The organism is Algibacter ulvanivorans, assembly GCF_048381495.1.
GTDB lineage: Bacteria > Bacteroidota > Bacteroidia > Flavobacteriales > Flavobacteriaceae > Algibacter_B > Algibacter_B ulvanivorans.
This window is the reverse complement of sequence record NZ_JBLWGD010000003.1, coordinates 220144-234032: the sequence shown is the minus strand read 5'-3', so window position 1 is coordinate 234032 and position 13889 is coordinate 220144. Positions and strand designations below refer to the sequence as shown.

Sequence of the window (13889 nt, the reverse complement as noted above, 5' to 3'; positions counted from 1 at the left end):
GATTAAATTTAAAATTTAAACATTAAGTATAAAAATAGGATATTAAAAATAAAAAAATGAGTGATAAAAAGAAACAAGCTGTAACATTTGATGTACTAATTGAAATACCTAAAGGAAGTAGAAATAAATATGAATATGATTTTGCATTGCACAAAATTAGATTTGATCGTATGTTGTTTTCTTCTATGATGTATCCTGGTGATTATGGCTTTGTTCCTGAAACCCTTGCGTTAGACCAAGATCCATTAGATGTTTTAGTTTTAGGGCACCAGCCAACATTTCCAATGGTAGTTATGGAAGTAAGACCAATTGGGGTTTTTCATATGACAGATGAAAAAGGTCCTGATGAGAAAATTATTTGTGTACCAGTATCAGATCCTATTTGGAGTAACAATAAAGATATTAGCGATTTAAACCCGCATAGATTAAAGGAAATAGAACATTTCTTTAAGGTATATAAAGATTTAGAAAAGAAAAAAGTAGATACAGGTGGTTGGGGTAATGCAGACGAAGCCATTAAAATTTATAAAGAATGTGTTGACAGGTATGATAATAGCGAACACAAGAAAAAACGTACCTTTACAATATAAATTATCAGATTCTTAAAATATTGAGAAAAAATCTAAGCCATCTTTAATTAAAGGTGGCTTTTTTTATCACTTTTATTTTCATATTTTCGTCCAGTTGAAAAAATAATTAATTTAAAAACTGACTAACTAATATGGAATTAATAATTAAATTTTTACCACTTTTCGGTGTATTAGCCCTTTTATTTGTTTTTATTAAAAGTGCTTGGGTATCTAAACAAGATCAAGGAGACGATAAAATGAAAAGGATAGCTAAGAATATTGCCGATGGCGCTATGTCTTTCCTTAAAGCCGAATACAAAATTTTATCAATTTTTGTTATTGCTGTAGCTATTTTATTATACTTCAAGGGCTCTGCAGAAGAAGGCTCTAACGGTATGGTAGCTGTATCCTTTATAGTAGGAGCAATTTGCTCGGCATTAGCTGGATTTATAGGGATGAAAGTAGCAACCAAAGCTAATGTTAGAACAACTAGTGCAGCCAGAACATCATTAGGTAAAGCGCTAGAAGTTGCTTTTGCTGGTGGTGCAGTAATGGGGCTTGGTGTTGTAGGATTGGGTGTATTAGGATTAAGTACACTATTTATGGTTTTTAGCGGTCAAGGTTGGGAATTAGGCGAAGTATTAAACGTGCTTTCAGGATTTTCATTAGGGGCATCTTCCATTGCTCTTTTTGCTCGTGTAGGTGGAGGTATTTATACAAAAGCTGCCGATGTTGGAGCCGATTTAGTAGGAAAAGTTGAAGCTGGAATTCCTGAAGATCACCCTTTAAATCCTGCAACTATTGCAGATAATGTTGGCGATAATGTAGGCGATGTAGCTGGTATGGGAGCCGATTTATTTGAATCTTACGTAGGGTCTATTATTGGTACTATGGTTTTAGGAGCCGCTTTTACGCAAATCCCGGCGTTTTCAGAATCTTTTGATGGCTTAGGTGCTGTATACTTACCACTTGTATTAGCCGCAATAGGTATAATTATGTCTATTATAGGCTCGTTTTTTGTAAAAGTTAAAGATGGCGGAAACCCACAAACAGCTTTAAATATAGGAGAGTTTGGTTCGGCAGGCTTAATGTTAGTAGCATCTTATTTTATTATAAACCAAATGTTACCAGAAACATGGAGTTTTAATGGAGCAGAATTTACCTCTATGGGTGTGTTCTGGGCTGTTTTAGCAGGATTAGTAGCAGGATTAGCTGTAGGGAAAGTAACCGAATATTATACCGGAACAGGAACAAAACCTGTAAATTCTATAGTAGAACAGTCTGAAACAGGAGCAGCAACAACTATTATCGCAGGATTAGGGGTTGGAATGATGTCTACCATGATTCCAATAATTTTAATTGCTGCAGCTATTTTAGTATCTCATCATTTTGCGGGTTTATATGGTATTGCAATAGCAGCCGTTGGTATGTTAGCAAATACAGGAATTCAATTAGCTGTTGATGCTTACGGACCAATTTCAGATAATGCTGGTGGTATAGCAGAAATGGCAGAATTACCAAGTGAAGTAAGGCAAAGAACAGATAAGTTAGATGCTGTAGGTAACACAACAGCTGCTATTGGTAAAGGGTTTGCTATTGCATCTGCAGCTTTAACAGCTTTAGCTTTATTTGCAGCTTTTATGCAAACTGCTAATGTTACAGCGATTGATGTGTCTAAACCTACCGTTATGGCCGGTTTACTTGTTGGTGGCATGTTACCATTTGTATTTTCTGCATTATCAATGAATGCTGTTGGTAGAGCTGCCATGGCAATGATAGAAGAAGTGAGACGCCAATTTAGAGACATACCTCAATTAAAAGCAGCTCTAGAAGTAATGAGAGCTGTAGATTCTGATATGACAAAGGCTACAGACGAACAAAGAAAAGTATTTGATGCTGCCGATGGTGTTGCAGAGTATGATAAGTGTGTAGATATTTCAACAAAAGCCTCTATTAAAGAAATGGTTTTACCAGGATTATTAGCTATTGCTGTTCCTGTAGCTGTAGGTTTTTTAGGCGGAGCAGAAATGTTAGGAGGTTTACTTGCAGGTGTTACAACATGTGGCGTACTTATGGCAATATTTCAGTCTAATGCAGGTGGTGCATGGGATAATGCAAAAAAAATGATAGAAGAGCAAGGTCGAAAAGGTACAGACGCACATAAAGCAGCCGTAGTTGGAGATACGGTTGGCGATCCTTTTAAAGATACTTCGGGGCCTTCATTAAATATTTTATTAAAATTAATGTCGGTTGTTGCCTTAGTGATTGCACCAAGTATCGCAATGTCTGCTGATGTTGTTACTGCATATGCAAACAATACTAATGAAAATCAAGTAGAAGTATCTAAAGAAATAAAAGTAGAAATGACTAAAAACGATGATGGTACTACCAAAGCCGTAGTTACAACAGTAACAACTAAAAATGGAGAATCGTCAACAAATTATGAAACTTTTCAGGGTACTGAAGCCGAAGTTAAAGCTAGTATCGAGGCTTTAAAAAAAACAGGTAGAGATATAAAAGTTGAAACAAAAAAAATTATAAAAACACTTGAAGAAGAAGTAACAAATTAATATATTATTTACTTTTTTTTAAATACAAAAACCACGTAAACAAACGTGGTTTTTGTATTTTTAGTATGTAATTTAAATGGCATATGTTTAAAAAAGATCCACTACAAATTATAGCTTTTCAAACCTATGGAACATCTAATCATTTATATTTAAGAGGACGAGCCATAGAAGATGAAAGTATTAATTTAGAAGATAGAGGTGCTTTTAAATTGCTTTTTAATGCTTGGAAACGTTTTGAAACCGATGAGATTAAATGTGCTAAGATTAAAATTAAGCTAGGTGATGATAAATATTTTTATACTAAAACAGATTATAAAGGTTATTTTTTGTTTGAAAAAAATGTAGAAAATTTAAATAAGTATATAAACTCTGAAGGATGGATTAATTTAGAGTTCTCTTATGAAAAACCACCGCTAACCAGAATTATTAAGTCTGAAAATATATTTCCTGCCGAAATGCTTGTGCCATCAACCAATGCGTCATTTGGAGTAATAAGTGATATTGATGATACCATATTGCATACAGGGTTAACATCGGTTTTAAAATGGCGTGTTTTAATTAATACATTGCTTACATCTGCAGGGAGGCGTTTACCGTTAGATGGAGCACCAGAGTTTTACCATTTATTGCACCAAGGCAAAACAGGGCAAGAGGCAAACCCTATTTTTTATGTAAGCCACAGTCCGTGGAATTTATATCGTTATTTAGAGTATTTTTTAAAGAAAAATAAATTTCCTAAAGGCCCTATTATTTTAAGAAGTTTCCCAAGGCCATTTTCATCAAATACAAAGGAAGAAAAACCACAGAAGTATAAAGAAATAGTTAATATTTTAAAAACATATCCAGAATTACGGTTTATTCTTATTGGCGATATAGGTGAGCATGATCCAAAAATTTATTTAGAAATAGCAACAAAATACCCTAAAAGAATAGCCGCAATATACTTAAGACATGTAAACGATAAACGTAAAAAGGAATATGTAATACAGTTATATAAAAATTTTGATAATATTCCTGTATTGTTAATAGAAACTAAGCAGCAAGCTTTAAGCCATGCTAGAAATAATGGGTTTATTAAGTAATTTAAAAGTTAAAGTACTGCTTTTAAAACAGGCCGTTAATTTCGGCATCAATGGTATTTATAATTTTACCTAAATCTTCTTGATTATCAACAAAGTCTAGATTATCAACATCAATAATTAATAATTTACCTTTATCGTAGCCATGAATCCAAGCTTCGTAACGTTCATTTAAGCGGCTTAAATAATCAATACTTATAGAGTTTTCGTAATCTCGCCCTCGTTTATGTATTTGGGCTACTAAATTAGGAATAGAACTGCGTAAATAAATTAATATATCTGGTCCTTGAACTAAAGATTCCATTAACTCGAAAAGCGATTTGTAGTTTTCAAAATCGCGATTAGTCATTAAACCCATGGCGTGCAAATTAGGAGCAAATATATGAGCATCTTCATAAATGGTTCTATCTTGAATAATTTGCTTTCCGCTTTGTCTAATTTGTAAAACTTGACGAAATCTACTATTTAAAAAATACACTTGTAAATTAAAACTCCAACGTTCCATTTGGGTGTAAAAATCATCTAAATAAGGGTTGTCTACGACGTCTTCTAATTGCGCTTCCCAATTATAGTGTTTCGCTAACAATTTTGTAAGCGTTGTTTTTCCAGCTCCAATATTTCCGGCAATAGCAATATGCATGGTTTTAATTAATTTTTAGTTGATATTGTTGTAGGGTTTTACCGTTGTAAATATACAAGGTTTCGTTGGTTACTAAAAACTGATTTATCAATAAATTTGATGTTGCAATTGGTATTGTTTTATCGCTATTCTTTTTCATGTAAAATAGGGCGTTTTCTTTCTTTAAAACAATATCTTCGTTGTTTTCGGCTAATGCTGTGTACCCTAAATTTTTTACTTTTTTTATAAGGCTTCCAAAGTAATTATACATTAGTAAGTAGTCTGCTGTAAGTAACCAGCAAAAGTTATAATTACTCTTTAAATCTATTATTTTACTTTGTACAGGAACAGTATGTGCTCGGGTTTTTCTGGTTTTGTAATCAAAAAGTTCTAAACGTTGTAAGTCTTGGTTAAATACCCAAATAGTATTGTCATGCCCTGTAGAGATGTGAGAAACGTTTTTATAATTATCAAGGTTATTAAAATCTATCTTAAATATTTCAGACAGCCTATTGTCTAGAATAATAGCAGTATTAAAATCTTTATAAAACAGGTTTGTTTTTAAAGGATTAAATGTATTAGCACTATGTATTGTGCCTAGTTGTAAGTTATTATAAGTTATGTTGGTTTTGTCTGTTTTTTTATAAAGTACATTGTTTGTTATATAATAGGACGTACCAAAATTATCTACAGATATTAAAAAATCGGTATTATAATTTACTTGACTAATAAATTTAGCTTCAATAGGCTCTTGAGCAAATATTGAAATGGATAGTAAAATATGAATATAAATAATGTATTTCATAGCAGTTTGAAAAGTACAAAAATCAATCCATATTATTTATTTCAAACCTTATAAATAGGAGTGTTAAAATTTTGTCTGTTTTTTTAACGTAATATTAACTTTTTATGGATTAAACTAAAAAGCTGTAAACATGTCCAAAAAAAATACAGAAAAGCAACAAAAGCTTTTTTACCATAAACTACAACTTTATATATTTTTTTATTATGAAAATAAACAACAATAAACGTTATGCTTTCATTTTAATTTTATTAGCTACTATATCTTTTCAAGCACAAGATTTTCAAGGTAAAGCGTACTACTTTTCTAAAACAACAATGGATATGAGCCGCTTTAATAGAGGAGGCGAACAAATGTCTGAGCAAAGAAAAAAAGAGCTGCAAGCTCGTTTAAAATCTATGCTAGAAAAAAACTATATTTTAACATTTAATAAAGAAGCATCTATTTTTAAAGAGGAAGATAAGTTATCTACTCCTGTTTCGGGCTCTGGAAGAGGTCCAGGTGGATTTGCAAGCAATTTTTCTCCTGGGCCTGAGTATAAAAATATTAAGTCACGTTTGTATTTACAAGACCAAGAATTTTTTGGCAAGCAATTTTTAATAAAAGAAGAGTTGCAACCTTTGGCTTGGGTTATGGAAACAGAGACAAAACAAATAGGCCAGTATTTATGTTTTAAAGCAACTGCTAAAAAAGTATCTACAAGTATAGAGTTTGGACCGCCACGACGAGGCAATAATAAAACAGAAGCGCCTAAAGAAGAAAACAAGGAAAAAGAAACGCAAAAAATGATTGATGTTGTAGCGTGGTATACTCCTCAAATACCTGTAAGTCAAGGCCCATCAGATTATTGGGGTTTACCTGGTTTAATTTTAGAAGTTAGTGCAGGTAACACTACAATACTTTGCTCTAAAATTATAATTAATCCGGAAGAGAAAACAGAAATAGAAGCACCCAAAAAGGGGCAAGAAGTTACAAAGCAAGAGTATAAAGATATTATAACCAAAAAAATGGAAGAGTTTAGGTCTAGTCGAGGTAGAAGAAGCGGAAGACGTTAATAAGTTATAACATTTTTATATTATGATAAAGAAACTGGTTTTAATTGCAACTGTATGTTTAACCCATACCACAATAGCACAAATTAAATTAGAAGGCGTAGTAAAAGATAGTATAGGCGAACCCTTAGAGTTAGCAAACGTTATTGCTATTAATCAAGATACAAAAACATTGCAATCTTATGGTATTACAGATGCTAATGGATTTTATAGAGTAAGTTTATCTAAAAATACTTCATACAGCATTCAAGTAAGTTATATAGGAATGAAAACCCATACCGAAACGGTATTTACCAAAGAAAATCATATAATAAAAGATATTACTTTACAGGCCGATAATGCTCTAGATGCTGTCGAGCTAACTTACGAAATGCCAGTTACTGTAAAAGGAGATACCTTAATTTATAATGCAGATTCTTTTAAAAGTGGTTCTGAACGAAAACTAGAAGATGTGTTAGAAAAATTGCCAGGCGTAGAGGTTAATGATGATGGACAAGTAGAGGTAGAAGGCAAAGTAGTTAGTAAACTTATGGTTAATGGTAAAGATTTTTTTGATGGCGATACCAAATTAGGAATAAAAAACATTCCTTCTAATGCTGTCGATAAAATACAAGTATTGCGTAATTACTCCGAAGTTAGTCAACTAAGTGGTGTTACAAATAATCAAGATAACGTGGCCTTAAATATTAAGTTAAAAGAAGGCAAGGAAAACTTTTGGTTTGGTAATGTTACTGCAGGTGGTGGTGCATCAACCAATAACGAATTATACTTATTACAACCCAAATTATTTTATTATAGTCCTAAATTTAGCTTAAACTTTATTGGCGATTTAAATAACCTTGGCGAACTTGCCTTAACACGTCGAGATATTAGAGGTTTTGGTGGCGGATTTCAAGCTCCAAGCAGAAGTAGTGGTACTAGTATAAATTTAGGAGATAATAGTCTTAACTTTTTAACATCACAAAATAATGCCCTGGAGATTGAAAATAAATTGGCAGCAACAAATTTTAGCTACTCGCCAAGCAAAAGTTTAGATGTAAGTGGTTTTGCGATTTTTAATAGTAGTAAAATAGAATCTAAAAAAACAAGTTTTATACAATACACCGATTCCGACTTAGGAATTCCAGACGAAAATACCGAGCAAAGTAGCCTTGAACGCTCTAACCAAGGTTTATTAAAGTTAAGTGCATCATATAAACCTAATGTAAATAATCAATTAGATTATGATATTTTAGGGCGTTTTTCAAAAGACGAGCAAGATCAAAACTTTTTATCATCCGTAGTAGGTAATACCAATCAATTAGAAGAAGTAACCCCTTTTAGTATCAATCAAAATTTAAATTACTACTATACACATAACGAAAATAATATTTTTGCTTTTGAAGTTCAACACTTAATAAAAAACGAAGATCCGTTTTATAACGCATTGTTAGTTAACAATCCAGATAATAACGATGAAATTAATGAAGATGATAGAGATGCTTTTGATACTACAGCTGAAGCTATTGGTTTTGTAACAAATTTGGATTATTATGATATTGGTCAAGACCGTCGCATAAAATCAAATCAAGTTGATGCTAAGTTAGATTATTACAATATACTTAACGCAAAAAGTAATTTAAATTTTACATTAGGTACCATTTTGAGCAAGCAAGAATTTAATTCTAATATTTTTCAGTTTTTAGACGATAATTCGCAGTTTCAACCCACACCAACCTTTAATGATGGTTTGGCTACTAACGATACCCAATATAATTTCACCGATTTTTATTTAGGCACACATTACACAATAAAAACAGGAATTTTTACAATAACACCAGGATTTTCGCTACATGCATATGGTAATAAAAATATTCAATTTGGCGAAACGTTTGAAGATAATTTCTTTAAATTTTTACCAGACTTTGAAACCATAATACAGTTTAAAAAAAGCGAGAGTCTTACACTTCGATACAAAATGCAAAACCAGTTTACCGATGTAACCAATTTAGCGCAAGGTTTAGTGTTTAACAACTATAATAGCATTCAATACGGAGAGCCCGAATTGCAAAATGCACTATCACATAATGTAAGCTTATTTTACCGCAGTTTTAATTTATTTAATTACACTAATGTTTTTGCAAGGTTATCTTATAATAAAAATATAGACCAAATTCGAAGCCTTACAGACTTTGATAATGTAATTAGAACAAGCACATTTTTTAATTCTAATTTTGCCGATGAAAATGTTTCTGCAAGTGGGCGTATACAACGTACTTTTGGTAAGTTAAGAGCCGGGCTTTCTACCAGCTTTAACTATAGTAAAATAAACCAATTTATACAAGGTGTGCAGTCTTTAAATGAGCAATTTACACAAACTTACAGACCCGAATTGCGTACCAATTTTAGAGAGGCTCCAAACGTAAGTTTAAGGTATAGGTATAGTGTTTCAAACAATAATCAAGGGTCTAACTCTACAAAGTTTGTTACCAACGCCCCGTCTATAGATTTTGATGCTTACATCTGGAAATCGTTAACATTAAAAACAGATTTCACATACACCAATCAAGATAATGGTGTAAACCCATCGCAAACATTTAAAACCTGGGATGCATCATTATCTTACAGAAAAAACGAGAATTCGAAATGGGAATACGAAATAAAAGCAACTAACTTATTAGATATTGATTCTAGAATAACAAATAGCGCAAATAATTTATCGGTTTTTAATACAGAAACCTTTGTGCAACCTCGATTCGTTTCATTTAGAGTACGTTACGAGTTGTAAATATTCTGGTAATATTTAAGCTTGTTTAAATAATATATTTTAAACGAAATTATTATTAAGTAATCTATATTAATTAAATAGCTTAAACTTAATAAATTGATAAATTTTTAAATTAATTATTCAATTTCTCTTTGCAGAATTAAGAAACAATAATATATTTGCGGTCAGTTTTGGGGAGATACTCAAGCGGCCAACGAGGGCAGACTGTAAATCTGCTGACTATGTCTTCGCAGGTTCGAATCCTGCTCTCCCCACCAAAAAGCAAGCTAATATTAGCTTGCTTTTTTATTTGTTTTTAGTTTATAGTATTATTTGTGTTTTTAAATAATATGAAATAAAAAAAATCTGTAATTATAAATTACAGATTTTAAAATTTATTTAAAAAAGTATTTTATCCTTTTTTCTGTTTATTAATTTCGTCTTGTAATTGGCGTCTAACCTTTTGTTCGCGTTCTAAAGCCGTTTTACGGTGCTCGTTAAACTCTTCTTCAATTTCAGCTAAATTACGGTTAGCTTTTCTAGTAATAGCATTACTATTTTTAAATTTATAGATAAATAAAATAAGTAAAGCTAATAAGCCTCCAATTATAGACCACATAAGTACATTGTAGCTAACCTTACTCATTTGCATACCAAACAAAGCCATATTGTTTTTTTCGGTATTTGTTTTATCTAAATCTATTTTAGTGTTTTCTAGATTAGATTTTAAATCTGAAATTTCTTTAGCCTGTGCTTTAACTACAGCTTGTGTTTCTGCTAAATTTTTATGAACGGTTTTTAAAGAGTCTAAAGTGTGTGCCCTTAAAGCAAGAAACATACTGCGTTTTACAGCCTCGTATGCTTGTCCGTTTGTGCCTTTAAAATTACCAGATTTTTTAAGAATGTATTCAAATTGATTATCTATAGAACTATTGTATAACGATAATTGCTCGTCGTTTTTATTAGTTTGAGCATACAAATTTAAGCTTAGTAAGCAGGTAAATACTATTAAAAGTAAAGATTTTAAAGGATTCATTTTAAACAATTTTTGGTTGTATTTGGTTTGCGAATTTATAAAATATTGTTTACTAATTGGTTGCAATTAATAAAAAAGCCTCAATTTAACGAGGCTATTTTATATACGATTTAAATTTGAAATTAGATTTTAAAATTAATTTTTAATTTAAATACATATTAATAATAAGTAAAACGCCTTACTTTAGCAATATATTTTGCAAGTCTAATAACTTGATGGCTGTAACCATATTCATTATCATACCAAATGTAAAGTACAATGTTTTTTCCGTCTTTACGTACAATAGTAGCTTTACTATCGTAAATAGAAGGAGCAGAGCTTCCTACTATATCACTAGATACAAGCTCGTCGCTTAATTCGTATTTAATTTGTTCAACTAAATCACCTTCTAAAGCATATTTCTTTAAAATGGTATTTACACCATTAAGTGAGGTTTTATTATTTAGCTCTAAATTTAAAATGGCTAACGATCCGTTAGGTACAGGTACACGAATTGCGTTTGATGTTAGTTTGTCTTCTAAGCTTGGTAAAGCTTTGGATACAGCACTACCAGCACCAGTTTCGGTAATTACCATATTTAGTCCAGCAGCTCTACCACGACGGTATTTACTATGAAAATTATCAACTAAATTTTGGTCGTTGGTATAAGCATGTATAGTTTCTAAATGCCCGCTTTTAACTCCAAACGAATCTTCAACAGCCTTCAATACAGGTGTTATTGCATTTGTTGTACACGATGCCGCAGAAAAAATATTAACCTCGTCTGGGTTGTGCTCTTTGTGGTTTACACCGTATACTATATTAGGAATTTCTTTTCCTGGTGCTGTTAATAAAACTTTATCAACACCTTTAGATTTTAAATGTTTGTTTAATGCTGTTTTATCTCTAAAAGCACCCGTATTATCAATAACTAAGGCATGGTTAATGTTAAATTTTGTATAGTCTATATCTTCTGGGTTGTTTGCAGATATAATATGAACGGTAGTACCATTAATAATTAAGGCATTATTTTTAGCATCAATATCTACAGTACCAGGAAAATCGCCATGCACTGAATCGTTACGTAATAGCGATGCTCTTTTTTCTAAAATTTTAGCATCAATGGTGCCACGGGTAACAATGGCTCTTAAGCGTAACTGGCTACCTTTACCAGTTCTAGTCATAAGTTCTCTAGCAACTAATCTACCTATCCTACCAAAACCATAAAGTATAACATCTTTTGGCTCTATACTTCCATTTTTGCTAGCATCTTTTAATTTGTTAGCAACAAAAGCTTTGGCATTATTGTGTTTGTTTTCTTCTAAATGATATTCGTAAGTTAGTTTACCAATATCTAATTTTGCTGGAGGTACATTAAGGGCTTTTATAGCTTGCGCTATTTCAACAGAGTCAAAAATTGAAATTGGTTTTTGTACAAATTTGCCAGCATAATCATGTAAGTTTAAAATCTGACTTACATTTCTATCAATAAGTTGATTTCTAAATAAAACCAATTCGATAGATTTATCATACCATAAATCGCTTACTGTTTTTATAAATTCTACAGTAGCTTTTCTACGGTCTGCTTGAAAGGCTAATTCTTTTTCATAAGTTTTGTTAGAACCCATTGCTTAAATAGTTTAATTTGTGGTGAATAATTTTGGCAAAAATACCATATTTCAAACGTTTTCGTAAGCTATTTTTAAAAAAATATACACACCTTAAATTTATCTTAATTTTAGTGTGTTTAGAAAGTCTAAATACCCGCATATTTACACAAAAAAATACGCCTTTAAATAAAATTTTATTTAAAGGCGTGATGGTAGTTTTTTTAAGAGATACTTTAAAAATGTGTCTTTATCTAAAATTATAACGCTCTAAATCTCCATTACTATTTATAAGTTCAAGACGTAACGATTCGTTATAAGATTGATTTTTTAATGCGCGTTGTGCATCTTCAATATTATTAACTTTAATATCGTTAATAGAGGTTATAATACAACCTTCATTTATACCGTTCTTTTTCCAATACTCGGCATATTTAGAGTTTAGTTCGGCAATTTTAACACCATGCGAAGCTTTGTACTTTTTTAAATCGGCAGATTTTGCATTTTTAATTCTACCAACTAAAGGCATAGTAAAGGTGTTGTTTTTAGCAAGTGTAACAGGTATGGTTTTAATAGTTCCGTCTCTAGATACTTTTAGTTTTACCACATCATCGGGGCGTTTTGCGCTTAAATGACCAGTTAAATCAGAGAATTTAGATACTTTAATATTATCTATCTCTTTAATAATATCTCCTTTTTTTACACCAGCTTTTTCTGCTCCAGAATCTTCAACTACGCTATCAATATAAACGCCTTCGGTATCTGTAACACCAATTTTTTCGGCCATAATACTATTTAAAGCGCCACCTTGAATACCTAAAATACCATTTTGTACATTACCGTATTCCATAATATCTTCAATCACTTTTCTAGCTATATTGCTAGGTACAGCAAAAGAGTAGCCCACATAAGAACCCGTTTGCGATGTAATAGCAGTATTAATACCAACCAATTCGCCATTAGTATTTACCAAAGCACCACCAGAGTTACCAGGGTTTACAGCAGCATCGGTTTGAATAAAAGATTGCCTGCTAGTACCCGACAAATCTCTAGATTTAGCACTAATAATTCCGGCGGTAACTGTAGATGTTAAATTAAAAGGATTGCCTACAGCTAAAACCCACTCGCCAATTTTAGCATTATCAGAATCTGCAAAAGTTACAAATGGTAAATCTTCATCGGCTTCAATTTTTAAAAGTGCAATATCGGTTTTTGGGTCTGTACCAATTAACTCGGCAGTATATGTTTTATTATTATTTAAAGTAACCGAAAGCTCGTGGGCATTACTAATAACGTGGTTATTGGTAATAATATAACCATCAGAATTAATAATAACACCAGACCCAGTTCCCATTTGTGCACGCTCAGAACTTCTGCCCGAAAACAAATCTTGTAACGTATATTGTCCAGAGCTAAGCGTTACATTTTTTACATGTACAACAGCATTAACAGTATTTTCCGCCGCAATAGTAAAATCTACTTTTTCTTCAGCGCTAAACAAATTCATATTGCTTGTAGGTAAAAAATCTGCCTTTGTTTGTTCTTGTGCAACTACAACGGGTTTTACATCATTTTCTAAAAAAACTTTGTAGGCTCCTAAAGTAAAAATGCCACCTAAAGCCGAAACTAATACTAAAGTTAAAATCTTCTTCATTTTTATATATTCTTAATTAGGTTTAAAAAAATTAATTCAATTTATTTAACGATTAAAATTAAATAATTATTGAATTTACATAGCTTTTTTAACTTTTTTTAACGTGCTTTTTAACGGCTATTTAACAGTACAGCATCCTAATGTTTTGGGCGTTACCACAAGGGTCGGGCTTTCCA

The 13889-nt window shown here is 31.6% G+C and carries 10 protein-coding genes and 1 tRNA gene; 6 read left to right on the top strand and 5 right to left on the bottom strand.

Features of this window, described 5'->3' with window-relative positions; all coding sequences use genetic code 11:
- The first annotated feature begins 56 nt into the window (after window positions 1-56).
- From ACNG5D_RS09470 to ACNG5D_RS09460, 3 genes are all read left to right on the top strand, one after another.
- Window positions 57-590: an inorganic diphosphatase gene (locus ACNG5D_RS09470; protein ID WP_418183273.1), complete on the top strand. Its 534-nt coding sequence runs from the start codon at window positions 57-59 to the stop codon at window positions 588-590.
- 131 nt (window positions 591-721) lie between these two features.
- On the top strand, window positions 722-3139 hold the full coding sequence (locus tag ACNG5D_RS09465) for a sodium-translocating pyrophosphatase (RefSeq protein WP_418183272.1): 2418 nt from the start codon (window positions 722-724) through the stop codon (window positions 3137-3139).
- An 83-nt stretch (window positions 3140-3222) separates the two neighbouring features.
- Complete coding sequence (locus ACNG5D_RS09460; protein WP_418183271.1) at window positions 3223-4221, top strand: App1 family protein; 999 nt, start codon at window positions 3223-3225, stop codon at window positions 4219-4221.
- 22 nt (window positions 4222-4243) lie between these two features.
- Here the strand turns inward: ACNG5D_RS09460 and ACNG5D_RS09455 are convergent, their stop codons facing one another.
- Window positions 4244-4858, bottom strand: a complete 615-nt coding sequence (locus ACNG5D_RS09455; RefSeq protein WP_418183270.1) for a deoxynucleoside kinase — start codon at window positions 4856-4858, stop codon at window positions 4244-4246.
- Between the two features lie 4 nt (window positions 4859-4862).
- Window positions 4863-5642: a hypothetical protein gene (locus tag ACNG5D_RS09450; protein ID WP_418183269.1), complete on the bottom strand. Its 780-nt coding sequence runs from the start codon at window positions 5640-5642 to the stop codon at window positions 4863-4865.
- 203 nt (window positions 5643-5845) lie between these two features.
- Between ACNG5D_RS09450 and ACNG5D_RS09445 the strand changes: the two genes are divergently transcribed.
- From ACNG5D_RS09445 to ACNG5D_RS09435, 3 genes are all read left to right on the top strand, one after another.
- On the top strand, window positions 5846-6694 hold the full coding sequence (locus tag ACNG5D_RS09445; RefSeq protein WP_418183268.1) for a GLPGLI family protein: 849 nt from the start codon (window positions 5846-5848) through the stop codon (window positions 6692-6694).
- A 22-nt stretch (window positions 6695-6716) separates the two neighbouring features.
- Window positions 6717-9458: a carboxypeptidase regulatory-like domain-containing protein gene (locus tag ACNG5D_RS09440; RefSeq protein ID WP_418183267.1), complete on the top strand. Its 2742-nt coding sequence runs from the start codon at window positions 6717-6719 to the stop codon at window positions 9456-9458.
- Window positions 9459-9630: 172 nt separating this feature from the next.
- Window positions 9631-9715: transfer RNA gene (locus ACNG5D_RS09435), tRNA-Tyr, on the top strand.
- 134 nt (window positions 9716-9849) lie between these two features.
- Here the strand turns inward: ACNG5D_RS09435 and ACNG5D_RS09430 are convergent.
- The 3 genes from ACNG5D_RS09430 to ACNG5D_RS09420 all read right to left on the bottom strand — a co-directional run bounded on the left by ACNG5D_RS09430 (window position 9850) and on the right by ACNG5D_RS09420 (window position 13713).
- Entirely contained in the window at window positions 9850-10473 is a 624-nt protein-coding gene (locus ACNG5D_RS09430) for a tRNA (guanine-N1)-methyltransferase (RefSeq protein ID WP_418183266.1), read from the bottom strand.
- A gap of 158 nt (window positions 10474-10631) precedes the next feature.
- Window positions 10632-12080, bottom strand: a complete 1449-nt coding sequence (locus ACNG5D_RS09425; protein ID WP_418183265.1) for a glyceraldehyde-3-phosphate dehydrogenase — start codon at window positions 12078-12080, stop codon at window positions 10632-10634.
- A 229-nt stretch (window positions 12081-12309) separates the two neighbouring features.
- Entirely contained in the window at window positions 12310-13713 is a 1404-nt protein-coding gene (locus tag ACNG5D_RS09420; RefSeq protein WP_418183264.1) for a trypsin-like peptidase domain-containing protein, read from the bottom strand.
- Window positions 13714-13889: the final 176 nt, after the last annotated feature.